Source organism: Methanocella sp., from assembly GCF_035506375.1.
Lineage (GTDB): Archaea > Halobacteriota > Methanocellia > Methanocellales > Methanocellaceae > Methanocella.
Genome location: NZ_DATJPM010000010.1, coordinates 1 through 24,364 on the forward strand (window position 1 = coordinate 1; position 24,364 = coordinate 24,364).

Here is a 24,364-nt window from a genome sequence, read left to right on the forward strand (position 1 = left end):
AAAGCATATTAAATAAAGCATAAGGGTCATGCCGTCCTCGTGGTTCAATCCTTTTGTGGTTTGGTGTTCATTCGGGAGGTTGTTTCGTGTTTTAAGCGCCAGGCATGGACCTTAGTGATTTCCGTGCCCTTACGTGGGATATAAAAGAATTCGTGCTTTCGTGTTGAAAAACCGACGGGCAGTACGAAAATCGAAAAAATGGCAAAGGACTATTAAACAAACACGTAACTACTGGACTTTGTGGTGAAAAATAGTGTCCTCCGTCACCGTTATGCCTTAAAGAGCAGCAAACCATCATGACACAAACACGGAACTACTGAATGTGATAATTAAATAGCGGAAATTAAATGTGGGCGGGCCTGACATCGTCCATTTTCGCGGTCAGCTTGAGCCTCAGCTCCAGGTACCCGGCGGCGCAGGCGACTTCGAGCGCTCCCAGGATCAGCCACATCATGACGATGTTTTTAGCAAAACGGTCCATGAGGTACCCTCCGACGGCGGGCCCGAAGGCGGTGCCGCTGCCGCCGATAAAGCCGGCGATGTTCATGTAGCGGCCCCTGGCCTCGGGGGGCGCCATCTCCGAGAGCAGCGTCTGAGATGCCGGTGATACTACCAGCTCGCCCATGGTGATGATGAACATGCTCACGAAGAGCATCCCGGCGCTATTGCAGAAACCCACGAGGGCAAAGCCCGCGGCATAGATGAGCGAGCCCAGGATGAGCGACGTGGTGAGCTTGAAGCGCCCCAGGAAGCCGGCGACCGAGAGCTGTAAAAACACCACCATGAAGCCGTTCAGCGAAAATATAAAGCCCACCATGGACTCGGACACGCCCACGAAGCCGCCGGCGAACGTGCCGAACGTGGTGAACAGGTTCGAGTAGACCAGCGAGGCGATGACGGAAACGGCGCAGTAAAGGATGAACGGGACGTTTGTCCACATCGGGTCGTGGTGCGGGTGGGCCGCGATATCCTTTTCGTCCGGCCGGGTATCGTGAAGGAGCCGCAGCGAGATGAGCATGTAGGCGCCGCTGGTTATCGCAGTGATGATGAACATGGCGGCGTAGGAGTACGACGCCAGGATGCCGCCGAACATGGGGCCCAGGGCGAATCCCAGGTTTCCGCCTATGCGGAGCAGGCTGAAAGCGCCGATCCGGTCGCCCGGCTCCACGGTGTCCGAGACCATCACCTGTGGGACGTTGCGGTATAGGCCGCCGGATATCTCCTTCAGTACCATCAGGAGCGTGAACTCGGCGTAGCCCCAGCCCGCCAGGATGGCGTAGCCCATCAGCGCAAAGGACACCATCTGGAGGAAAAGCCCCACGTTCAGCATGATCTTTCGGCCGAAGCGGTCGCAGAGCTCGCCGCCCGCGACCGATATGATGCCTCCGGCCGAGGCCGCCACGAGCAGCGCCAGCCCCACGTCCGTCATGGAGACGCCCCGGTATTTATAGAGATAGAGTGAAACGAAAGGGTAGGCGATGGATGTGCCGAACGTGTTGATGAGAGAGCCCGCTACAAGGATCCATACCTGCCTGTCGTAGCGCTTAAAGATGCTCTCAGCCATAATGGCCGTTGATTAGGCATTTAAGGTATATATTTATGGCGTGTTAACCGGAGACATGGAGGCAAATATTTATTCCAGGGCTCGACAGTCTGGTGATAGCAGGCCGCCTCAAGGCGTGGCAGGGCAGGGTAGAACAGGAGCGAAAAGAGCATAAGCTGCGGTATCTCTTCTGGGAGACCACCCGCGCCTGTAACCTCCGCTGCGGACATTGCGGCAGCAGCTGCACGGTCCTTGGGCCTGGCGAGCTGGCTACCGATGAAATAAAGGCAGTCTTCGAGTCCATCGCCGCCGATTTCGACGCCCGCTCCATCATGGTGGCCGTGACAGGGGGAGAGCCGCTCCTGCGAAAAGACCTCTTCGACGTTATGGGCCATGTCCGCGGGCTGGGATTCCAGTGGGGCATGGTCACGAACGGCATGCTCGTGGATAATGACGTCGTGGAGAAATGCCATGGCGCCGGCATGAACACGGTCACCGTCAGCGTCGACGGCCTGCGGAAAGCGCACGAGCTCATTCGAAAAGGCGGCTCATTTGACCGGACCATCGACGCCCTGCTGCTCCTTAAAGGATCTGGATACTTCAGCGTCGTGCAGGCCACCACCTGCGTCAGCCAGTACAACATCGGCGACCTCCAGGGGCTATACGAGCTTTTCAGCCGCATGGGCATCGACGAGTGGCGGCTCCTCACCGTTACGCCCATCGGCCGGGCCAAAGATGACCCGAATTTCAGGCTCCAGCCCTCTCAGCTGCGCTCTTTGCTGGACTTCATCGTCAGGAAACGCCGCGAAAAGGGGCTCCGCATAACCTTTGAAGAGGAGGGGTTCCTGGGCACCGAATACGAGGGGAAAGTGAGGGACTCGCTCTACTTTTGTCCCGCGGGCATCAGCATCGCGAGCATTCTCGCGAACGGGGATATCGGGGCGTGCCCGAACCTGCCCCCGAAATTCATACAGGGAAACGTGCGCCATGACCGCTTCAGCGATGTCTGGGAACACCGGTACCAGAGCATGCGGGACCTGAGCTGGAAGCGCTGCGGCCTGTGCGACGGATGCGAGTGGTGGGAGTTCTGCCTGGGTAACAGCCTTCACCTCTGGGATCTCCGCGAGGGCAGGCCGTCCATGTGCCATATCCGCATTCTCGCGGAAAGCCGGCGCAAGCAGGGCAATTTCGGGCGATAGAGTTATTTTATATTAAAACATAAATAATAATTATGTCGTGGGTTGAGAGTATCGGTAGCCTTACAAATTCCGCCGGCCCGGTTATCCAGCCGATGTACGGGGTGCCCATTGTAAAATATGGCCCTCCGCCGTCGCCTGTGCCCTATGATCCCGGCTCGACCGTACCTTCGTACATCGTGTTGCCGTCGTTCGACTGGAGCCGCATAAGCCAGCCGCCGTCGTTCACGCTGCCGGACTTCGGACATCTGGGCTTTTCCTTTCCGAAGCTGATAGCCGGCATAGCCTTCGTCGCCTACGCTGCACTGATGATCACGGTCATCGGAAGCATGGCAGTCCGGGGCGGCATCTGGTATCTGCAAAAGCGGAATAAAAAATAGGCCTATTTAAGCCTTTGATCGAAACGCTCCATGGACTCATGGAGGCCCTTGATCTCGAGGGCGTTCGTCAGGTCCCCGCGGGTGCGCTCGATGAGCGAGCGGGCTACATCCGTCTTTTTGCGGAGGCCGTGCATGATGGCGTCGGGATAGTCGAACGACATCATCTCCGTATAGAACTCGTCCATGATGTCCAGGTATTTTTCACCTTCTTCCGGCCGTCCCTTCCGTATCAGGTCCAGTATGTGCCGCCTCAGCTCGCCGGAAGCATCGCCCATGCCCTTTAGATAGGCCGTATTCTCGATCCGGAGACTTTCGGGCGTCGGCAGATCAAGCCCCCTCAGCACCGAATACAGGATCGATACTTCGGCGAACTCGACCTGAGCGTCCTCTACGTAGCCCGAATAATAGGCCTCCGGGAAATCCTTGAGCGCGTCGTGCAGCTGATCGCTCAGGGACCGGGTCTCGCGGATCAGGCGCTCTGCCTCAGCCCACTCGCCCCGGTGAATCGCCTTGATCGAGTCCCCCGAATTCCTGGTGATCTTACGTGAAGCGGCGAGAGCGCCCTCCCTGGCCTTGTCCATCGCGTCGAAGCGGGCCCGGACCCTGGCGCTGATATCCTTCAATGACTCCATGCCATTACCCTCAAGTTATAGGGCCGCTCATCACATTATCCTTATGATAAAAAAAAGTGGGCTAAGGCCCAAGCCCTTATCATTTTAACAGACTCTACAAATGACGAAGGCCGTGGGCCTCGCGTTTGGCCCCGGTGCCGATGCCGGAGTCTGGACAATCGTCGTGCCTACGAGGCCCGGGCCCCGTCCCGCATATCTCTTGTCATCGGAGAGCGCTACCGCTTTGCTTGTCCCCACCGTGCCCCTTCCCGATTTGTCCCCTGCCACATAGGGAATGGTGACATGGGATGCCGGAACACCGGCCGTCGACGAGCCCGATGGGACCGACCTCACGGTTGCCATGGCTTTTTGGGCAGACGGCACGTTGCCGCCCAGGCCGTAGATGCCATAGCTCTCGGCGGGCGTCTTAACTCCCCGGGGCGTGATGCTCAAGTATTTTATGCCAGGCTTCATCGTCGGCCTGGCCGACGGCGATGCCCTCAGGGCAGGCATTCCAGTGTTCTTCTTCATCATGGCTACTTTGGTGGGCATCACGGCCGCCGGCGTCTGTCTGCCCATTTCGCCCGCTGCCATCGGCGCCCCCGCCGTTCCGAAGCTGGCGATGAACTGTTTTCCTTCCGATGACTTCATCCAGTCGGACATCTTCGCCTGGAAGCTCTTCAGCTCGCCCGAGTTCGCCTTAATGTTGTCCCGGAGCAGCTTTGCGTCCGCGGACGATACGAAATCGGACGCCTTACCCGCGTTTGCATAGCCGAAGGCCTGCATGCCCGCGGAGGCCGCGTCGGTCTGCATCATCTGCGCGGGAGTCGTGCCCGAAGGCAGTACCCTGACGTGCATGCCGGCGAGGTCGTACCCGTGGACCGTGCAGTGCGCCACGGCCCTCAGCTGCATATCCGACTTTGCCGGCACCGTCAGGCTTTCCGTCCAGGTCTCGTCCTTTCGATAGCTGTTCTGGTCGTACTTCCATTCTTTGATAAGCTTATTGCCGTCATAGAGCATGACCCGGTCCACGTAGTGTAATGCCGGTGAGCCGGTATCCCGGTGAGTTACAACGACCTTGACCAGCGCATCGCTTCCCGCCGTCGCCACGTTCGGCGCGGGAGGGGGCGGAGGCGCGTTGACCGCGACGCCGGGCACGTTGGCGGCCGCAACGCCCGCTACCGCACCCAAAAAGATGGCGGATAGTACCAACGCCATTACTGCTTTTACCATTTTCATGATTTCATCCCCTTTTTCAGGTTATAAAAAATGGTTCCGATTTATAATATTATGGCGATGTTAATCAGAGGACTATCGCTGGAATCTTGTAAAAATAGCGTCGATGTATGCCCTTTTTCCCTTACGGCCGGTTCATATGAGCGGCTTCACGGCACCGTCTTTACTTACCAGCGCCACCCGGCTGAGCTCCACGTCCAGGGCCAACTTATATTGGGCCGCGTCGGCGACCTGCCGGGCGAAGCTCAACACTTCCTCGTGCTTCGGCATGGCCTCCCGGGGCAGCCGGTTCCGGCTATATCCCAGGTGCATATAGGCTTTTACTTCCACGTAATCAGGCGACGCCTTTTTTATGAGCGCAGCGTACCCTTCCGGGTCTTTCATGTTGACGCCCTTGATAAGAGTAAGCCGAAGCGCCCGGCGGCTGTCCCGCTGGCCCAGGACTTCAAGGGACTCGTTCACCTTATCCCAGAGATCGGCAACGGGATTGCACGCCGTCAGGTAAGTTTCCCTGTCCGGCGCGTCTAAGGACATATACAGCTGGCTCGGCGTGACCTTATCCAGCACATCCGGGCGGGTGCCGTTCGTGACGATGAAAGTGGACATGCCCTTCTCGCTCAATAAGGCGACGAGCTCCTTCAGGTGAGGATAGAGGGTGGGCTCCCCGACGAGCGATATGGCCGCGTGGCGCGGCTCGAAGGCATCCTTCCACCTTCGCAGATCAGTCTCCTGAATGCCGCCATAGCCCGAAATGAACCGCTTTTGCTCTTTCAGGCAGCCGTCGACGATTGTCTCGGGCCGGTCCCAGGACTTGACAGTGAACGGCTCCTCGACGGGCCTCCAGCAGTGCAGGCAGCGCTGGTTGCAGGCGATGCAGGGGGTCATCTGCATGCATAAATGGGACTGAATGCCGTAGAAATGCGACTTATAGCAGGCTCCCTGCCCCTTGAGCGATCGCCCCAGCCACAGGCACGGCTTGATGGCGCTGTGCTCGCCGATGATATGGTACCCTTGCTTTTTTAATAGTTCAACCAGAGACACTGCCGCTCCTCATACTTTCAGCATCCGGCGGACGAACCCGACAACTTCCTTGCTGGTTAGTATGATGATCAGTGTTTCAGGTATGATGATGGTATAAAAATTTAGCCCTATGCTGAAGGGCAGCGCGACGAGCGTCGCGAGGACGGCGAGAATTGCCACGCTGATGCCGAAAGCGTAGACCACGAGCTCGACCGGGTTGAGCTTAGAGTCCCAGCCCAGCGTCCTCACTATGTTGTATCCGGGCAATATGAGCAGGTACAGAAAGGCCGCGATGAACGCGAGCCAGTTCAGGGGGCTGATATCCATATTACGTGTCTCCTGTTGCGGGACTGTGTCCAGTCAATTCGTAGATATACACTCCATCCTTATCGTAGACGGGCTCGAAGTACTGTGTATTCTTGAGCGCTGCCGTGAACGGATGCTGAGATTCGCGCTGGCCTACGAAGACATAGCTGACGTTATATTGCGACAGCTTATCATAGAGCGCCGCGGGGCCCGTGATGCTTAGAATGCCGTAGGCATCGGCCTGTAAGTCCACATTGTGGTACTGTAACGTATATATTTCGCCCGAGTAGGCGACGTCCCTTCCCGTGACCACCGGCACCCGGGGGAAGAAGCCAGGCTCCTCGAAGATGATCGCGTCCTTCGGCGTATTGGCCTTGATCCACTGGAGCGCCTCATATTCGGGCGGCGTCGCATGGACATACGACGAGTCGTTATAGAATCCCAGCATAATTGCCGTGGAAGGCACCATGAGCAGTATGACTGCCGCCGCGACCCCTATCTTCAGGTAATTGCGTGAACTCAGCCACTGTGAAAACACGTAGCCGGCAAAAAGGGATATCGGCAGTGCCGCGTAGACGAGGAAACGGTAGGTGTTCACCGTCGCCGGCATCTCCACGACGTTCAGCAGCACGATATTGATGACCGCATAGAGCGTCAGCAGGCCGCATGCCTCGTCATTCCTTTTTATGTACATGCCATAAATGGCGAACGGGATGAGCAGGCCGATGGAGAAAATGATCGTGGGGATTACATCGGGATGGTGGGCGATGATGATCTGTGCGGCGTTGCCTTGCTGCATGATCGCAAGCTGATATATCGAGGCGATGGCACCGGCCGCGAGGGGTATCGCCGATATGAGCGCGTCGCCGAACCGCCGCCGGAACAGTAAATAAAGGAACATGAGGCCCATCGTGATGAAGACCGGGAACGCGGAGATCATATGGAAGAGCACGAGCGAGGCGAGCACGACGGCCGTCACAGCCGCATACGGGATCGATTTTTCCTTAATCGTCTTAAGGAATGCTAAAAAGCCGAAGATGGTGGCCATCAGCCCGAATGTCTGCGTCTGCGGCAGCAAAAAGAACAGCACCGTGGGGTCGTACTTTAGCATCATGGTGAAATTGATCCCCGGGATCATGCTTATCGTCCCCGGCCACTCGTAGACCATCTCCTTGAAAATGTCCGGGCTCGGGTTATTGAGGACAAAAAGCTGGTACAGGATGTATATCCATGACAGCCCCGATACGGCCACGAAAACGACCGCCGCCACGAGCCCGTGGCGCTCCGAGCTAAATAAGTACTCGGCCAGGAGGTAGGCGTCAGTAAAGATCAGCGCAGATACCAGGGGCACGATGATGTCGAATATGGTGAACAGGCTCACTCCCGTAAGCACGCCCAGCTCCCCGAAGAGCAGGTGCATGAACCAGTTGTAGACGATGTCGTAGCCAGGCAGATACGGGTCCTCGGGCGGAATGTGGGGCGACTCTATGTAGCGCTGGGCTATGGAGAGGTGAAAGTTCAGGTCCGACGCGTGGGTCGTATCGCATACGAAGCCCGCGGGCGTCAGCGTGAACGTCTTCAGCGTCAGAAAGAGCACGACGGCAAAAATAAACAATGCCACCCCAAGCACGGCCCACTGGTATTTCGACCGGGTCAGCTCGATGTCAGAGCCTTTATAATATTTTATGCCGGCGACAGCCATGGCCATGAGGCCGAGCAGGACGGCCCCGGCATGCCATATGCCCGCGAAATACGCGATGAAGACCGCGAGCGGGAACACCAGGATCGACAACGTGAAGGAATAGGCTACGAGCTCGACGACATTGAAGCGCTCCCTGACGAGGGCGAGAAGGGCAAAGCCGGGCACCGTAAGAAGAAGGGCGAGCTGGATGGGCCCGAGCGGAAGCATGGCAACGAGGCCGGCGAGGGCCAGCAGCAGCCAGTACTCCCTTCTCATGGCTTCTCCCTGAGTATGTCGAGGTCCACCGCCCGGAGCACCGCGTACACGCCATAGGCCGCGATGATGACACAGATCTGCGCGAAGAAGGTGAGATAGCGGTCCATAAAGTTGGGGAAGATCAGGAACTTATGGTCCGGGAAAATGTAGAATATCTTATCGTTGAACGTGAGGAGCAGCGTGATCAGCGCCCAGGCGCCGATTAGCAGCAGCGAGTCGACGGACGTGCTCAGGCCGTACTCGCCCTTCGGGTCTTTCGGCTCGCCAGGGCGGCTGAACAGCTTATCGCCTAAGAAGAACAGGCCGATGACCGTGAAGATAAGCACGAAAACGCCGACGCGGAGGAACAGGGCGACGTCGACCTGGTTCCCCTCGTGGTTCGTCACCTGCGCGATGCTCATGATGTTCACGGAGCCCGTCGAGTAGACCAGCCAGGCCGCATAGGTGAGGCATGCCACGAAGATGGGCGCCAGACACCCGAGCACGGTGCGCAGGGGCTTCATGAACGCCTCGCGATCCTTTCTATCCTTATAATACTGCCATGCGGCCCGGATGAGCTGGAAGAGCATGTATGTGCCGATAACGGCGACCAGGGTGAGCAGCGTCATCTGGTGCGTCAGAGCCGTAATGGCCGCACAGATGGACGCCAGCCACCAGTCCTCACGGATGACGAAGAGCAGCGTGAAGGGCACCAGGAACAGCCCTAAAATTTCCGGGAGCGGCCGCATGGTGTAGATGGTGATGTCGGGCGACATGATGAAGAAGAACGCCGCAAACAGGGCCACATACAGGTTATTGCTCAGCCGGTACGCAAGCACGTACAAAACCAATAAGACCATGATGCCGAGCACGATGGTCATCAGGCCCGACATGATCATCGGGTCGATTCCCGTGGCCACGCACATCGAAACGATGAGAAGGCGATAGGCGGGCACGTAGAAGTTCGGGAAGCCGCCACCGTACGAAAGCTCGGTCGTGGGATAGTACTGCGTGAGGATGGTCTCCCGCTCGATGCCCACGTGGTACATCGTGTTACCGTACGTGGGAATGATATAGCTGTCGATAATGCCCAGACGATACCAGAGCGCGATAAGTACGATGAGCGCTAGCGCCACCATATACCAGTATTTCTTAACGACTCTAATGACCTCGTCCGATTGCTTGCTCATTGCGCGGCCTCCAATATCTTATAGATCTTGACGTCCTCATTCTCATAGACAAGCTGGAAATACTGTGTATCGTTGAACTTATCGTGTTCCCCGTACACCCAGTCGTATCCCGAGAACGTGTTCCGGTTCGGCAGCCAGACGTAGGTGCAGTTGTCCTCCTTCGCCAGGCTATAGGCCTCCCACGCGCTGGAGGTCGTATAGATCTGGTTCGTATCGCTCATGACCTTGACGGGGTTCGGTGCGTTCGCCCAGTCGCCGCCCACCGTGGAGACCCGGCATGTCATGCCCATGATGGTCTCCGCCCCGAAAATGTCGGCCACGAACTTGTCGGACATATTAAGGTTCTCGTTGACCCACGCCGTGGCGTCAAGCTCCCCAGGCAATACGACGCGGCCGTACCAGGCGTCCGCGTTCGCCTTGACCTCGGGGAAAAGGTAATAGCTATCCGTCCCCGGGATCTGATACGAGGCGCTCATACAGTACGACGTATAGAGGAAGAGCAGGAACATCAGGATGACGAGCCCGTATTTGGCGAAGTCCGTAATGCCGGTCATATTAAGCTTTACTTAACGGCCTATTTCATATATAGTTTACTGCTTCGGGGGGCTGCCGTCTGCCGCATGAAAAGGTATAAGACCGAAGCATCGCATAATCAGAGCCGTGTACCTGTTCGGCGTCCTCGGCCTCCTGTTCCTGGCCCTGACCGTGATCTTCGGCTATTCCATCCTCAGCGTATTCCGGCTGCCCCTGAAAGGCCTGGAAGTCGCTATAGCGTCGCCCGTGGCCGGTATCATCGTCGCCGCCTGGCTTGGTCTCATTCCGTATCTACTGACGGGCAGCCTGAGCGCGGGCACAGGCGTCGCCGCGCTCATCATGCTGGCGACGGTGGCATGGATACGGCCGAAGCCGCCTGCTTTCGAGAGGGAACACCTGGCCATCGTCGGGGCCATCGTGCTCGTCGCCTTCGCCTTCGTTTTCCTCTGCCTTCTCACCTACTACGACGGCGAATACCATGCCTCGTACCCGTTCTATGGGGACATCTCGTTTCACTCGTCCGTGATCACGTCGTTCGGCGAAGGCTACAACTATCCCCCGTCGTACCCCATGATGGCCGGACAGGCCCTGCGGTATACGTTCCTCATCGACTTCTACTCGGCGGCGCTGTACTCACTGGGCCTCGGCCTGCAGTGGAGCGTCGTGCTTCCCGGCTGGCTGCTGCTCTCGTCCCTCCTCTCGTCCCTGTACTTCCTGGGCGAGCGCTTTTTATCGAGGCGGGCGGGCGGTGTCCTCACCGTCATCCTCATTATGCTCAGCGGCGGGCTGGGGTTTATCGCCGCCGCCATCGACCTCTGGAATTCCGGCTTCGATATCGCATCGTTCATTTCCGGGAACCTCAATTACACGACCGTCTGGTCATATAACCTCGTGTTCACGAACTTCATGGTCATCGTCCTGGCCCAGCGCACCGCCCTCATCGGCTTTTCCGCAGGAGCCTTCATCGTGCTCCTGCTCTACGTCGTGCTCGTCCAGCGCCCGAATGAATCCAGGAACGCGCTGCTGCTCGCCGGCTTACTGACGGGCCTGCTGCCCATGTTCCACGTCTACTCCTACATCGCCATTCTGCTCTCCTCGACGCTTCTCCTGCTCGTCTTCCGCGAGAGGCGATGGTATTACTTCATGACGCCGGCGCTCCTCCTGGCGATCCCCCAGGCTCTCTGGATGGCCGGCCAGATAGGCGTTTCCAGCTTCCGGGTGGAGATCGGGTGGATGGCGGGCTCGCTCGCCAACATCCCGCTATTCTGGATAGAGAATATGGGCCTGGAATTGCTCCTGCTCATCATCGGCTTTTTCGTCGTGGGAAGGAAAAACCTGAAATTCTATTTGCCGTTCCTGGCCATCTTCGTCATGGCCAGCGTCTACGTCTTCCAGCCCTGGGACTACGATAACCATAAGTTCTTCAGCTTCTGGCTCATGCCCTCGGCGCTCCTGATGGCGGCATCTCTTCTGTATATCCACGATCGACCAAAGCTCGGCAAGCCCCTGTTCGCCGTGCTCCTCGCCTTCACGGTGCTCACCGGGGCCATGGTGGCGGCATTCATCCTCTTCCACCCGTACGTCGAGTTCAGCCAGGCCGACGTCCACGTCGCAGACTGGATCATGCAGAATACCCCGAAGAACGCGGTGTTCCTGACGTCCGATAATCCCATCAGCCCCGTCACCAGCCTCGCCGGCCGGAAGTCCTACCTGGGCTACGGGGGCTGGCTCTATACCCACGGCATAAACTTCACCGGCCGGCAGCGTGCCGTAAAATCCATGTACGGGGCCACGTATCAGGACAGCGCCGCTGGCATGCTCGAGAGCAACGGCATCGACTATGTCTATATCGGGCCCAGCGAGCTTAGCTCCACCCAGTTCTACGTGAACCAGGAGTTCTTTGCCAGCCACTACCAGTGCGTATTTAACTGGACTGACCCGAAATACCAGGACAATTACCGGATATACAAGGTCTAGCGCCGGCGTCCTGGCATACCCGCAAGATATAAATAATAAGAATAGACTTGTATTGTTGCTTTTATGCTCCGGTAGTGTAGACCGGCCAATCATGACGGACTCTCACTCCGTCGACTGGGGTTCGAATCCCCACCGGAGCATCTTGACTTTATTTCACGTTTATAGCCTTTATTTTTAATATTAAGCATTAATTTACTTTGTTTCATTATTTGTTTTTATTGTTTAAGCACATATAAAATCGTAAACCATAGTTATACGTCTGCATCTCGATGTTAGGCAGTATGTCCACGAACCGGGCGCCCTTCGCGTGGTCGCCAGCGACAAGGTTCTCGACTCAGACGCGGATGTACTAGTTATTCTTCACACTGGTATTTTATACGGTCCCCCATATGCTCGTATCCCCACTCGCACAGCTGGTCAAGTATAGGCATAAGGGATTTTCCTGTTTCTGTGAGCGAATATTCTACTTTCGGCGGGACCTGTGTGTAAACCTTTCTTGTGATGAGTCCGTCTTCCTCGAGTTGGCGAAGTTGTTTTGTTAGCATCCGCTGTGTAATTTTGGGCTGTAGCCTGTCCATTAGCTCACTAAAACGTAGAGTCTCATCGCTAAGAGCATAGATGATTAGCGGCTTCCATTTACCGCCGATCACATCCAGGGTGGCGTCCATTCCCCAGTCATATTTGTACTTTTGAGAACCACTATCCATAGTATCAAACCTGTATGTATGTTACATATCTGTTTGTACATACTATTTATATCCTATGTTACAATTGTATACTATCGTAACATCAGTCGATATGTAAGTAATTAGTTGGAGGATGATTGAAGTGAAAATTCTCGTGGCCTACTTTTCGCGTCCTGGCAACAACTATGTCGGGGGTAAGATCGTAAACCTGTCTGTCGGCAACACGGAAGTCGCTGCAAAGATGATCCATGATATTACTAAGGGTGATCTATTTCGCATAGAATCGGTGAAGGCGTACCCGGAGGATTACACGGAAACCACAGAGGTGGCCAAGCAGGAACTGCGCTCTAACGCCAGACCTAATCTTGTCAATCATTTGAAAAATATGGCGTCGTATGATTTGATTTTTCTCGGTTACCCTAACTGGTGGGGTACGGTCCCCATGCCGGTTGCGACGTTTCTGGAGGAGTATGATTTCTCCGGCAAAACAATCGTACCGTTTTGTACCCATGAGGGTAGCGGACTGGGACATAGCGTGACAGATATCAAAAAAGTATGCTCAAAGTCGACCGTCATGGAGGGCCTCGCCGTGCGGGGCGGAAGCGTGAGAAATGCAAAGGATGAAATTGCCGTCTGGCTCAGTCGCACCGGGATGAACAAGTAATACTGGCCAACAAGAGGTGAATGAACAATGCTGTACAGGAAAATGCCTAAGAACGGAGATGAGCTTTCTATCCTCGGATTCGGCTGTATGCGCCTTCCAGTGAAAGCTGATGGTTCCATTGATGAGATGAGAGCTACTGATCAGGTTCGCCATGCGATCGACCGAGGAGTAAACTATGTAGATACGGCCTGGCCCTATCATGGGGGCCAGAGCGAGCTGTTTTTAGGCCGTGCCCTTGCGGGCGGGTACCGCGAGAAAGTAAAGCTTGCAACCAAGCTCCCGACTTGGCTGGTGAAAAGCCGGGAGGACATGGACCATTTCCTGAACGCCCAGCTGAAGAAGCTCAATACCGATCATATTGATTATTACCTCGTCCATGCGCTGCTCGGTGAGTTATGGGACGAGGTCGAAAAGCTTGGCATAGTCGATTTCCTCGATAAGGCCAAAGCAGACGGCCGTATTATTAACGCGGGCTTTTCCTTCCACGGCGCGGGAAAGGACTTCAACCGAATCGTGGATGCCTACGATTGGGACTTCTGTCAAATCCAGTACAACTTCCTGGACGAAAGGAACCAGGCAGGTACCGCAGGTTTGGTGTACGCAGCATCAAAAGGCCTTGGCGTTATCATCATGGAACCTATCCGGGGCGGAAATCTCGTAAGTCCGATGCCTTCAGCAATTAAAGAGATCTGGGATGAGGCTCCGACAAAGAGGACGCCCGCTGAATGGGCTCTTCGCTGGGTCTGGGACCACCCGGAAGTAACTGTCGTCCTTTCCGGTATGAACCAGGAAACTCATGTCGAGGAGAATCTTGCAGCGGCAGAGAAAGCATACCCGAAATCTTTGACCAATGATGAGCTGCTACTGATAAAACGGGTCGAGCAGAAATATCGCGAACTGATGAAAGTAGGCTGTACCGGCTGTAGATATTGTATGCCCTGTCCGCAAGGGGTGAACATCCCGTTCTGTTTCGAGGACTACAATAACTTGAGTATGTCCGATAATGCTGCGGGGGTAAAGTTCCACTATGCGGTAAGGCTGTGCGGTGTTCTATCCACAGGAGAAACCGAGTTTGCGTCACAGTGTATAAAATGCGGTGAGTGCGTCGAAAAATGCCCTCAGCACATAGATATACCAGCGATCCTGGAATCCGTTGTCGAGGAGCTTGAAGGGCCTGATCTGGAGAAGAGAGTTGCAATTGCAAAACAAGCGTTCAAATAGACTTAAAATGCATAATAGGTGGATATTATGATGACTGAGCTTGCCGATTGGGATAGTTTCTATGTAATGGCCGGGTCAGCTGCAGGCGCCCTTATCGGGTTACAGTTTGTCGTCCTGACCATCCTTGATCAAAAACTGCCCAATAAAGGCGGAGCACAGGCCGGGGCAGCATTTTTGACGCCGACGATCGTTCACTTCGGAGTGACCTTGTTGCTATCTGCGCTATTCCTAGCGCCCTGGCAATCGGCGGGCATTCCCGCTACACTATCAAGCCTCATCGGACTTTGTGGTTTAGGGTACACCGTTATTACTGCTCTTCGAATGCGCCGGCAGGAAGCATATCCCCCTGGGATAGAGGACTGGTTATTTCATGTCGTGCTACCTCTGGCCGCTTATGCCTTATTAGCATCGTCATTTTTCGCAGAATCGTCCTACCAGCGAGAAATATGGTTTGGCGTCGGAGCTGCTGCGCTGTTATTGCTTTTTATCGGCATTCACAACGCCTGGGACAACATCGCATATACAGTATTTGTTCACCATACAAAACGGGAATGAGAAAAAACCTTAAAAAGGATCAGCAGACTGAAATAACGACTGTTCAGTCCGCCGATCGTAAAATGTGGATTTGACGAATGAGTGTACGAAAAAGTATTGGAGATTTGAACCATTATGGTTCGGCTCTCCACCGGAGCATGTTTATCTTTTTACGTAGCCCGATTAACCTGGGTTTAAATAACAATATCCGGCTATTTCTTCGTCCTCGTGATCAGGCACACCGCACCTGCCAGAGCGATTACGGAGGCCATGGCTTCGAAACCTGGCGCTTCGGCCTTGACGCTGGCGGGTATAGCTGCATCATGGGCTCCCGGCACAGGTGATGTATCCGTGATGCCATTCTTATTGGCCAGATCATTCATCCGTGAAACTTCATACCCGCCCTGCATGCCGTTTGAACTACTGGCCGGCCCCGGGGTTGAGGCCATCTGCGGTGAAGTCTCCTCTTGTTTAGCCGTCATGTTTTGAGAATATGCCTCGATAGGCGGCGTCGGCATCGCAGTCAATTCGGTATCATTTTCAGGCGTAATGCTCGGCGTAGGCGTCGGAGTTGGAGTAAAATCTGCCGCTATCGTGGGCGTAGGAGTTATTGTCCCTTCTAACATGGGGGTCGGAGTAGGCGTTAACGTCGGATGTGGAGTCGCCGTTGGCGTGGCCGTTATCGTCGGAGTAGGAGTGGGAGTATCCGACGGTTCAGGAGCGGGTGTAGCAGTTGGCGTTGGCGTGGGTGTAGTAGTTGGGGTTGGAGTAGGGGTTGGTGTCGGTGTGGGCGTTGGCGTAGGCGTATCTACAGGTATTATCACATTCAAGTTTTTAATTGCCATATCGCCGCTTTTTACTGTAAATGAACTAGTAGAAGCGGTGTGGCCATTATATGTGGCCGTTACCGTTATCGATACATCGGGAGTGACGCTGAACGTATACTTGCCTCCCCCGTGGGTCACGTCGCTTCCGCCTCCGCCGGACACCCGAACGCCGTCCATCGCGACGCCGTTCACCGTTACCGTGCCTGCGACCGTCGCAGGGGGCGCAACCTGCGAAAAGGCCAACGGTAAAACGAAGTAGCCGGCTACTACAAGTATGAAGGCCATCAGTAAAGCTGTCCTGTAAATTCTCATTATAGTCCTCCTAAGCTTAATATGCCGGGCGTATCGGAATCCAGGTAAAGGAAGAAACCATCGCCCGGCATTATATCAAAGTTCATGTCTTCGCCGCTGAACCCCACGACGTAGGTGTCGTAGTTCCCCGACGACCCGTTGTACCGGCAAATTCTTTGAATATTGCCAAGCCGGCCGCTGATATCACTAGCTTTTACCGTCGACAGGCTGCTCCAGCCCACCGCATTCCACCTGGGATAGACCGTGGCCGAGCGCTGCTCGTCTTCCACTCCATACAGGTCGAATGTCACGTCGCTGCCGCAATCGACGAAATAGGCATGGTCCGCCTTCATCTGTATGTCGTCGGACGGGGGACTGAAGCCCACGACGAACGTGTCGTAGCCGCCGGAGTCGACGTTATACGAAGATACTCTACGGACGCCGATATCTCCCAGCTGGCTGGCCCATAAAGTATCGTTCACGAGAGGTATCGACACGAGATTCCAGCCCTGCTTAATGTTGATCTGATACAGTATTGGCCCCGGTGTCGGAGTCGGCGTTATTGTGGGTGTTGGCGATGGTAATGGTTTTGGCGACGGTGTTGGGGTTGGTGATGGTGTAGCTGTCGGCGTTGGCGTTGGAGTCGGAATAGGCACGGGGTCATTATCCAGGATCGTGATCTTATACTGCCGGTCGGGCCCCCTGGTCGTATTATCCGGGCTTCTCATGTTCAGGTAAAAATATTCATTCGAGTTATTGACGTGGTCGTCATTAAGATGCAGGCTGATCACCTGGCTGTCGACGCCGACGATGAACTTTAACACGCCGCTGGAGCCGACATATTCTTTTCCGTTGACCGCCGTCCCGTCGGCCGTGTCATAGTCCAGGACGAGCGTGCGGTTCTTCTGGCCTGTCCTGATCACGTTTATCTGAATATTCCCGTCGGTCTCATTGACCGTAGACTTATCGAGGGTCAGGGTCACGTCATTTTGCGCCGGGAACAGGGTGTTCGTCGTATAGAACGTGAGGCCGTGATCATGCGCATATTTGACGATGTCAGCGAGCTTGCTGATGGGCGTGCTGTAAGGCAGGCCATTATCCGAGGGAGTATGGCAAAGGATCCCCAGTACTTCTCCTTTCTCCAGCGCGCGGTCCATGCCGCCGTAGAAGCTTTCCGCCGGCGTATTGTAAATATTATCGGTCATCGCCGTGGAGAACAGCCTCGTGTTCGTCCCGTCGAACTCGTAAAAGGCGCCGTCGTCCTCCGATACGTCGTTGCCATAGTTCACCGGGTAGGCCACATCCCGGACACTGTCGAAATATGTCAGGAGAACACTGTCCAGGTAAGCCGTACGATCGCCTCCGGGATACGCGAAGCTGGTGGGGGTGCCGCCGAAATCGTTCATCAATTGAATGTCGGGCGTGATCTCCGTGTCGATGTATCCCTGTAATCCATACTGGTCCACGTACTGCGGGGCGTTGTAGTGGAAGTAAGAGTGCGACTGGATGCTATTCCCGTCATCGATGAGGGCCTGCAGCTCCGCTTTCTGATCGGGCGAAGAAGCGGGATACCCAGCGCCTTCGCAGTAGAACGTCGCCTTTGCATCATACGATCTTAAAATATCACGTATCCCGTACCAGGCATCGATCGAATAGTCGTCAAAGGTCAGGATGATGCCGCCATTGTTGCCGATGCTGACGGTCGCCGGGTTATTCATGCCGACGGTCACGTTCACCGGATCGCTCAGCGTCAGGTAGAACTTTAGCTTGTTATTCCAGAGTAGCCCATCGTTGCTCGTTATGGGGATCGTAATATTTTTAGTGACCTCGCCACTGTGAAATGTCAATGTCCCCCTGGCGGCCACATAATTCGTGCCGGCGAGGGCGTCGCCGTTATTCGTCGTATAATCCACGCTTACGTCGTAGGGGAGCACGTCCGTCAGGCTTACGGTAACGTTGATGCTGTTCTTTAATTTCGACACGAAGTAGTCGTTCGCGCTAAAATCCACCTCGGCTTTGCCGTTCGTCCATAGCCCGGCGACCTCGGGGGCCGATAGTGCCCGATCATACAGATAGATGGCAAAAACGGTCATCTTCGCCTGGTTATAGCCATCCTGGTCCCCGCTGACCGTCCAGTACTCATCATACTTCGCAAATGTCTGGGATGTCCAGCCATAGCCGTCCCCATCCCGCTGGCCATTAATATATCCCTGCAGGTGCTTCCCATCGTACGTGACGAATAAGATATAATTCGTATTAGACGCCAGAGGCGTCCTACCGATATAGGACTGCTGCACTCCGCCATCCGTATATATGATATATTGAAGGTTCCCCGACGGGGTCATATAAATCGCATAGCCGGCAAAATACCTCGACATCAGCAATTTACCATATAATGCGGATACATCGGGGGGCGTCTTTATCTTAAGGCCGAAACTGATTGTCGCCGGACTGGCATATGATAAGGATGAGCTCGGAGGTATGCTGATATGGTCACCGCCGCCGTTCAGATCACGATAATAGGTCCCGTCCGGTAACTGGCCTCTCGCTGTCCCGGTGGCCACGCCGTTATTCCCGTGGCCGCTGAGATCGACCACCGTATTGCCGCTGTCCCGGGAAAAATCATAGAATCCCACCAGCCCGTCAGTCACCGGAGGCGTCGCGGCCGCTACCATATCCACCATCCACAGCAGTCCAACGATAGCCAGTATTGTAGGAGCGACAAGGCACAATTTAACTTTAAACGTTATAGTGACCCCCATTTCACGAATAATCATGCATAAAATATATCGGTGCTAAACTCCCGCGGGCACTGATTTACGTGAATTCGGCGGGTCTCGGATAAATGATATATCAATTGGTTGACTTTTCATCGGAGAATTATAGCTATGAACCCAAATGCTATGTAGATAATACAAGCATTTATATTTATCTGATATAATTTAATATTTTACTTATTTACATTATTATATTAATAGTCTATTTCTCCATAAGCTGTTGTCGTTTATTTTTTTATACTTCTATCGATTACTTTGCAAGTGATATGGTAATCTCTAAGCCTGCTATTTCCATGATGTTCGATCGGCAGACGGTAATATTATGACGTGGCTTCCTGTATTTTCGGTTAAAAGCCCGCATACTCAAAAATGGCTTCGGGCTTCACACAAGATATTAGATTCACATCAAAACCACGCATTATCGGCACAGTTTCCCGGGATAGTGCTTGATTTTTCGCTTAAGGCATAAAATAGGGTTTTACCGATATTTTACGTGGACTCCTTGAGGAGGAACAATAATGGACATGAAAAAACTAGCCATTTTCGTTCTTCTCGTATTAGCTGTACTGGTCCTGGCACTCCCGGCGACCGCCTGGTGGGGCGGCTGGGGCTGGGGCGGCCTAGGATGGGGCGGCCTCGGCTGGGGTGGCTGGGGCTGGCCTTACTGGGGCGGCTGGGGCGGCTGCGGCACCTGCGGCCTTGGCTGGGGCGGCTGGGGCGGCTGGTGGTAAGACCACAAAGTCGATCTCAGATCCTTGATCAGCTACACTACGAGAAAAACAGCCTGAAATTTGGTAGGCGTACCGACGCCTACATTTTTTATTTTTATCCATTTCATTCCCCGCAGGGTGGGCCACCCCATAGGGCCACCCTATATAGATAATATTATTATCGTTCCCGCATTCTATTTTTTTATGCATAAGCCCGACTGTCCGTGCCCGAAAAGCAAGTGCGAGCGGCACGGCTACTGCGACGAGTGCCGCCAGTATCATGGCTTGAGGTCCGGCCTGCCCTACTGTGAAAGGCCAAAAAGGACCCTGGCCAGCCGGATACGGCAAATATTACATATCCCTTAGTATCGTTGCCTGGCCGCCGGGAATACTTTTGTTCAATCCAAAGCATATCTTTTTATACTATGTTCCCTCTTTGTCATGTGCAGAGTTAATCTGCATGAGTAATATCAATGAGAGACAGTGGATTTAGGGGCGGCCGAAGAAACTTCGGTGGCCCAAGAGAAATGCACAAGGCAACTTGTTCTGATTGCGGTAAAGAATGCGAAGTACCCTTCCAGCCCACTGAGGGCCGCCCGGTTTATTGCCAGGACTGCCTTCCCAAGCACAGGAAGCCCAGGTTCTAAGGTTTTTAACCAATCTTCAGTAACATCCTTAAGTTTAAAATAATACGAAGATCGCATCTTCGTATGAACTATTTATTTTGCCGTCTTTTTTAAATTTCCAATAGCCTGGACTATATTCGCCGTCTTTTCTCGTAGATAAAACGTGTATAAATTATATATCCGGCGTTAAAAAATAATTGAGGGGCAGTACAATGCAGGACGTTAGCACAGCGATACAGGGAGGGCATGACGGCGTCGAGCTCATCGATATCGTGTTCGTATACTCGAACGTAAGGCTCGTCCGTGAGCTGGTGCAGGACCACATCAGGCAGCTCGAGGAGATGGCCGACGTGAGCAAAGGCCAGACCGAGGGCCTGCGCGGGATGATCCTGGAAAAGCAGAAGACGATGTACGAAAGCCTGTCCGAAGTGGAGAAGCTGCTGGAGAGCATCATCGACGCCAGCATTACGCCTCAGGCCAGGACCGCGGGCATGCGTAATATTCAGCTTAACGCCGGGCAGTCGCAGGCGATGGTCGGCGCCATCGTCTTCGCGATTAACCACATGGCCAAGTTCGTGCCCCAGAATAATTTCAGCGGGGGCCTGCCCGAGTTCGTCTTTTAACCGAAACTGTTATTCTTTTTGTCGCTCTATCCCTGACCATGAGCGGATGCGCCCAGTGCGGCTCCTGCTGTAAGAAGTTCGGCATGCGGCTGGAAGCTTCGCCTCTCGATATAGCCCGGTGGCGCCTCGAAGGCCGCGATGATATTCTTTCCCATGTCGGCCTCGATCTTATCTACGGCGAAGTTACGGGCGGGCGGCTGTGGGTGGATGAGGCCGGAGGCCGGGCGGAGCAGTGCCCGTTCCTTGAATTAAGGGCCGACGATAAGTATTACTGCGGCATCCATGAGGCAAAGCCCGAGGTCTGCACCTGGCACTACTGCGAAAAATATTTTTAATTTTGCCTTTTAGCCGGTATGCCTTCATTGAGCAGTAAAAAAATATCTTTCAAACGGAACGGGCCTTCATGGCCTGCACGATGTTCCTGATGCCCACGAGGTAGGCGGCACGGTACATGTCCACTTTATACTCTTTCGATGCGTCGTTAACGTTATGGAACGCCTTCTTCATGACGTCCCTCAGGCTGGCCATGACCTTTGCCCCACTCCAGCCATAGCCTTCCCGGTCCTGGGCCCACTCGAAATAGCTCACGACCACGCCGCCGCCGTTCGCCAGGACGTCGGGCACGACGATGATGTCACGGCCCTGGAGGATCTCGCTCGCCTTCATGTCCACGGGGCCGTTGGCCAGGGAAAGCACGGTGTGCGCATGGATCTTATCGGCGTTGGAGGCGTTGATGACGTCCTCCCTGGCGGCGGGCGCCAGCACGTCCACGTCCATCTCCAGAAGCTCCTCGTTGGTAATATCCCGTGCCTTATCGAAGCCCTGGACTGAGCCGGTCTCTTCCTTATGGTAAGCCAGGGCCGGTATATTCAGGCCCTTCTCGTTATAGACGCCGCCCGTAGAATCGCTCACGGCGACGACTTTCCTGCCTTTCTCGTACAGGATCTGCGCGATGCTGCCGCCGACGTTGCCGAAGCCCTGGATGGCGAAGGTGGAGCAGTCGCAGTGGTAGATGTGCTTCACTTCCTCCATGACGAAGATGCCGCCCCAGGCGACCGCCGTGGTCCGGCCCCTGATGCCGCCGAGCTCGACGGGCTTGCCGGTAATGATGTCTAGCTGGTGATGCCCGACCATGCGCTCGTACTCGTCCAGCATCCAGCCGATGGCCTCCGGGGAAACGTTCATGTCGGGCGCGGGGACGTCCAGCGTCGGGCCGATGACGGGGTAGATGGCACGGATGTATCCGCGGCAAACGTGCTCCAGCTCCTTTTTTGACAGTGCCCGGTGGTCGGCGATGATGCCGCCCTTGGAGCCGCCATAGGGCAGGCCCAGCAATGCGCACTTGATGGACATGAGCATGGACAGCGCCGTGACCTCCTCCTCGGTGACGTTCGGCGCAATTCGTATCCCGCCCTTGTAGGGGCCGAGCGCGTCGTTGTGCTGGGCCCGGAGCGCCGTGATCATTTTAATGCCGCCGTCGTCCATGCGGACCGGATAGTTCACGATGAGCTTGCGCTTTGGGTACGATAGGATGGTCCTGTAGTTGTCCTCGACCCCGAGCATGGAGCAGGAATTGTCGATGATGTCGATGGTGCCCTTGAGAAACCCGTCTTTCATGCACTTTCCTCAATTGTATGAGGTACGAGCTATAAATATAAAAATCATCACTTTCACGTAAAACCTTTTTATTCTCTGCGCCTATCATACCGTATGCGCGTCAAGTATCTCCAGTGCGTCCGCTGCGGCCGGAAGTACCCGAAGGAGGAGATCCGCTACCGGTGCGACTGCGGGGACAGTATCGAGATCGTCTACGATTACGGGGAGCTCGACATAAGCTGGCCTGAGCTGAGAAAGCGTACCTTCTGCCACTGGAGGTACCGCGAGTTCTACCCCGACCTGAAGAAAAAGAGCATCATCACCATGGGCGAGGGCGGCACGAGCCTGGTGCGGTCCCGGAACGTCGTGGAAAAGACCGGCTGCAGGGAGCTACTTTTCAAGATGGAGAGCCTGAATCCCACGGGATCTTTTAAGGATAGGGGCTCGACGGTGGAGATATCCCATGCAAAGGAGTACGGCGCCCCGGAGCTGGTGCTCGCGTCGACCGGCAACATGGGCGCCAGCGTGGCCGCATACACGGCCCGGGGAGGCATCGGCTGCAGCATTTACGTGCCAAAGAACACGCCTCGCGTGAAGCTGCTCCAGATGGAGGCGCATGGAGCCAGCATAAAAAGGGTTAACGGCGACTACACCGCGGCCATGGTGGAGGCGCGCAGGCAGTTTGAGGAAAAACACGTTTATCTCGCGGGCGACTATCCATACCGGAGCGAGGGCGAGAAGTCGGTGAGCTTCGAGATCGCCGACGTGCTCGGTACCGACTATGACTACATCGCCGTGCCGATAGGGAATGGTACGCTGCTCCACGGCATGTGGAAAGGCCTGAAGGAAATGAAGCTCACAGGGCTAATAGACAGGCTGCCGAAGATCATCGGCGTACAGGCCGAAGGCTGCAACACGGTGGCAAAGGCGTTTTTAAGACGCACGGACCGCATAGAGCCCGTAATGCCCCATACACTCATGGATGCCGTCGCATGCGGCGATCCGCTGGACGGAAGCTGGGCGCTCAGGGCATTGAAAGAGTCGGAAGGCTTCGCGGTCACGGCGTCGGACAATGAGGCGAGCTGTGCCCGGGGCATGCTGGCCCGGGAAGAAGGCATCTTTGCCGAATTATCCGGGGCTTTGAGCACGGCCGGGCTGATCAAAGCGTACGAACAGAGCATGATCGAAAAAGGAGCACGAGTTGTCTCTGTTATCAGCGGCCACGGGCTAAAGGAGCCTGAGGCATTTAAATGCCGACCGGCTTAATAGTATTTCTCGATACCGCCATATCCGATCTTTTTATTCTGCCTGGCGGCGCGAATAAAATTATCGAGCCGTTTTTTATACTCATCCGGGCGCTTCCGGGAGGAATCGATGTAGGCAATGCGTATCCTCTTATATGGATCGGAAAATCCGCAGTAGTTCTTCCAGGCGACCTCGTCCTTTAGTATCGCTTCGAGTATATCCTGCGGAAAGACAAACTCTTCTGCGAGGACGATTTTGACGATATTTTCTATCGAAGGGTGCAGCTGTCCATGTTGAAACAGCCAGCGCAGTCTCTCCTTGTTCGCCTGGGAGTAGCTGCTTTTGGGGTTTCTGGGCGAGAATCTTTGGGCCGCATGAAGCTCGTCGATCGAATGGATCGTGCTGTCGATCCAGCCGAAACAGAGGGCCTCCTCCACCGCGTCGTTATAGGGCAGGCGCGGCTCACCGGAGGACTTGTTCGGGTATACTAGCCAGACCTCCTTCTCGCCCTCGAAATTTTCCTGGAGCCACCGACGCCATTCCTGCCGGTCAGTCACGTATAGCAGCTTACCTTCTTCAGCCATGTCTATCCCACATATAGTAATTTGTATCAGCCATACCTGGCGGCTTGCTCA

The 24,364-nt window shown here is 55.1% G+C and carries 25 protein-coding genes and 1 tRNA gene; 13 read left to right on the forward strand and 13 right to left on the reverse strand.

What is annotated here, in order from left to right; all coding sequences use genetic code 11:
- Positions 1 to 343: 343 nt before the first annotated feature.
- Complete coding sequence (locus VMC84_RS01035) at positions 344 to 1,564, reverse strand: MFS transporter (RefSeq protein WP_325377268.1); 1,221 nt, start codon at positions 1,562 to 1,564, stop codon at positions 344 to 346.
- 92 nt (positions 1,565 to 1,656) lie between these two features.
- Between VMC84_RS01035 and VMC84_RS01040 the strand changes: the two genes are divergently transcribed.
- Both VMC84_RS01040 and VMC84_RS01045 read left to right on the forward strand, forming a co-directional pair.
- A complete protein-coding gene (locus tag VMC84_RS01040; RefSeq protein WP_325377270.1) occupies positions 1,657 to 2,742 on the forward strand; it encodes a radical SAM/SPASM domain-containing protein in 1,086 nt (361 codons plus the stop codon).
- Between the two features lie 32 nt (positions 2,743 to 2,774).
- On the forward strand, positions 2,775 to 3,119 hold the full coding sequence (locus tag VMC84_RS01045) for a hypothetical protein (RefSeq protein ID WP_325377272.1): 345 nt from the start codon (positions 2,775 to 2,777) through the stop codon (positions 3,117 to 3,119).
- A gap of 2 nt (positions 3,120 to 3,121) precedes the next feature.
- On the opposite strand, the gene VMC84_RS01050 is transcribed toward VMC84_RS01045, so the two are convergent.
- The 7 genes from VMC84_RS01050 to VMC84_RS01080 form a co-directional block, all read right to left on the reverse strand.
- A complete protein-coding gene (locus VMC84_RS01050; RefSeq protein WP_325377274.1) occupies positions 3,122 to 3,751 on the reverse strand; it encodes a haloacid dehalogenase in 630 nt (209 codons plus the stop codon).
- A gap of 84 nt (positions 3,752 to 3,835) precedes the next feature.
- Positions 3,836 to 4,969, reverse strand: coding sequence for a hypothetical protein (locus VMC84_RS01055; protein WP_325377276.1), 1,134 nt, complete (start codon positions 4,967 to 4,969; stop codon positions 3,836 to 3,838).
- A 132-nt stretch (positions 4,970 to 5,101) separates the two neighbouring features.
- The gene (twy1, locus tag VMC84_RS01060) at positions 5,102 to 6,007 is read right to left on the reverse strand and encodes a 4-demethylwyosine synthase TYW1 (protein WP_325377277.1); all 906 of its coding nucleotides are present in this window, start codon (positions 6,005 to 6,007) and stop codon (positions 5,102 to 5,104) included.
- Positions 6,008 to 6,016: 9 nt separating this feature from the next.
- The gene (locus tag VMC84_RS01065) at positions 6,017 to 6,313 is read right to left on the reverse strand and encodes a hypothetical protein (protein WP_325377279.1); all 297 of its coding nucleotides are present in this window, start codon (positions 6,311 to 6,313) and stop codon (positions 6,017 to 6,019) included.
- Between the two features lies 1 nt (position 6,314).
- A complete protein-coding gene (locus VMC84_RS01070) occupies positions 6,315 to 8,249 on the reverse strand; it encodes a DUF2298 domain-containing protein (protein WP_325377281.1) in 1,935 nt (644 codons plus the stop codon).
- A complete protein-coding gene (locus VMC84_RS01075; RefSeq protein WP_325377283.1) occupies positions 8,246 to 9,418 on the reverse strand; it encodes a hypothetical protein in 1,173 nt (390 codons plus the stop codon). The genes VMC84_RS01070 and VMC84_RS01075 overlap by 4 nt, the downstream gene beginning before the upstream one ends.
- A complete protein-coding gene (locus VMC84_RS01080; RefSeq protein ID WP_325377285.1) occupies positions 9,415 to 9,972 on the reverse strand; it encodes a hypothetical protein in 558 nt (185 codons plus the stop codon). Before VMC84_RS01080 ends, VMC84_RS01075 begins: the two co-directional genes overlap by 4 nt.
- A 106-nt stretch (positions 9,973 to 10,078) precedes the next feature.
- Between VMC84_RS01080 and VMC84_RS01085 the strand changes: the two genes are divergently transcribed.
- The gene (locus VMC84_RS01085) at positions 10,079 to 11,929 is read left to right on the forward strand and encodes a hypothetical protein (RefSeq protein ID WP_325377287.1); all 1,851 of its coding nucleotides are present in this window, start codon (positions 10,079 to 10,081) and stop codon (positions 11,927 to 11,929) included.
- Between the two features lie 65 nt (positions 11,930 to 11,994).
- Positions 11,995 to 12,069 (forward strand) — tRNA-Glu (locus VMC84_RS01090).
- Positions 12,070 to 12,282: 213 nt separating this feature from the next.
- Here VMC84_RS01090 and VMC84_RS01095 read toward each other — a convergent pair.
- A complete protein-coding gene (locus tag VMC84_RS01095) occupies positions 12,283 to 12,636 on the reverse strand; it encodes a helix-turn-helix domain-containing protein (RefSeq protein ID WP_325377289.1) in 354 nt (117 codons plus the stop codon).
- Positions 12,637 to 12,748: 112 nt separating this feature from the next.
- Here VMC84_RS01095 and VMC84_RS01100 point away from each other — a divergent pair, with 112 nt between their 5' ends.
- The 3 genes from VMC84_RS01100 to VMC84_RS01110 are packed head-to-tail and all read left to right on the forward strand — an operon-like array spanning position 12,749 to position 15,055.
- The gene (locus VMC84_RS01100) at positions 12,749 to 13,279 is read left to right on the forward strand and encodes a flavodoxin (protein WP_325377291.1); all 531 of its coding nucleotides are present in this window, start codon (positions 12,749 to 12,751) and stop codon (positions 13,277 to 13,279) included.
- Positions 13,280 to 13,306: 27 nt separating this feature from the next.
- Entirely contained in the window at positions 13,307 to 14,500 is a 1,194-nt protein-coding gene (locus VMC84_RS01105) for an aldo/keto reductase (RefSeq protein ID WP_325377293.1), read from the forward strand.
- Between the two features lie 27 nt (positions 14,501 to 14,527).
- Positions 14,528 to 15,055, forward strand: a complete 528-nt coding sequence (locus VMC84_RS01110; RefSeq protein ID WP_325377295.1) for a hypothetical protein — start codon at positions 14,528 to 14,530, stop codon at positions 15,053 to 15,055.
- A gap of 191 nt (positions 15,056 to 15,246) precedes the next feature.
- Here VMC84_RS01110 and VMC84_RS01115 read toward each other — a convergent pair whose 3' ends face one another.
- Together VMC84_RS01115 and VMC84_RS01120 are read right to left on the reverse strand one after the other, a co-directional pair.
- Complete coding sequence (locus tag VMC84_RS01115) at positions 15,247 to 16,173, reverse strand: PGF-CTERM sorting domain-containing protein (protein ID WP_325377297.1); 927 nt, start codon at positions 16,171 to 16,173, stop codon at positions 15,247 to 15,249.
- Positions 16,173 to 18,827, reverse strand: a complete 2,655-nt coding sequence (locus VMC84_RS01120; protein WP_325377299.1) for a Calx-beta domain-containing protein — start codon at positions 18,825 to 18,827, stop codon at positions 16,173 to 16,175. Before VMC84_RS01120 ends, VMC84_RS01115 begins: the two co-directional genes overlap by 1 nt.
- Before the next feature lie 620 nt (positions 18,828 to 19,447).
- Between VMC84_RS01120 and VMC84_RS01125 the strand changes: the two genes are divergently transcribed.
- The 5 genes from VMC84_RS01125 to VMC84_RS01145 all read left to right on the forward strand — a co-directional run bounded on the left by VMC84_RS01125 (position 19,448) and on the right by VMC84_RS01145 (position 21,223).
- The gene (locus VMC84_RS01125; protein ID WP_325377302.1) at positions 19,448 to 19,660 is read left to right on the forward strand and encodes a hypothetical protein; all 213 of its coding nucleotides are present in this window, start codon (positions 19,448 to 19,450) and stop codon (positions 19,658 to 19,660) included.
- A gap of 183 nt (positions 19,661 to 19,843) precedes the next feature.
- Positions 19,844 to 20,005, forward strand: coding sequence for a hypothetical protein (locus VMC84_RS01130; protein WP_325377304.1), 162 nt, complete (start codon positions 19,844 to 19,846; stop codon positions 20,003 to 20,005).
- A 107-nt stretch (positions 20,006 to 20,112) separates the two neighbouring features.
- A complete protein-coding gene (locus VMC84_RS01135; protein WP_349256724.1) occupies positions 20,113 to 20,286 on the forward strand; it encodes a CxxC-x17-CxxC domain-containing protein in 174 nt (57 codons plus the stop codon).
- A gap of 191 nt (positions 20,287 to 20,477) precedes the next feature.
- Complete coding sequence (locus VMC84_RS01140; protein WP_325377307.1) at positions 20,478 to 20,888, forward strand: hypothetical protein; 411 nt, start codon at positions 20,478 to 20,480, stop codon at positions 20,886 to 20,888.
- Positions 20,889 to 20,926: 38 nt separating this feature from the next.
- Positions 20,927 to 21,223 (forward strand): YkgJ family cysteine cluster protein, encoded by a 297-nt coding sequence (locus tag VMC84_RS01145; protein ID WP_325377309.1) that lies wholly within the window; start codon positions 20,927 to 20,929, stop codon positions 21,221 to 21,223.
- Between the two features lie 49 nt (positions 21,224 to 21,272).
- Here the strand turns inward: VMC84_RS01145 and VMC84_RS01150 are convergent, their stop codons facing one another.
- Complete coding sequence (locus VMC84_RS01150) at positions 21,273 to 22,505, reverse strand: Glu/Leu/Phe/Val dehydrogenase (protein ID WP_325377311.1); 1,233 nt, start codon at positions 22,503 to 22,505, stop codon at positions 21,273 to 21,275.
- Between the two features lie 93 nt (positions 22,506 to 22,598).
- Between VMC84_RS01150 and thrC the strand changes: the two genes are divergently transcribed.
- Positions 22,599 to 23,750, forward strand: a complete 1,152-nt coding sequence (gene thrC / locus VMC84_RS01155) for a threonine synthase (protein WP_325377313.1) — start codon at positions 22,599 to 22,601, stop codon at positions 23,748 to 23,750.
- Here the strand turns inward: thrC and VMC84_RS01160 are convergent.
- On the reverse strand, positions 23,747 to 24,313 hold the full coding sequence (locus VMC84_RS01160; protein ID WP_325377315.1) for a YdeI/OmpD-associated family protein: 567 nt from the start codon (positions 24,311 to 24,313) through the stop codon (positions 23,747 to 23,749). The two genes, thrC and VMC84_RS01160, sit on opposite strands and share 4 nt — an antisense overlap.
- Between the last annotated feature and the right edge of the window lie 51 nt (positions 24,314 to 24,364).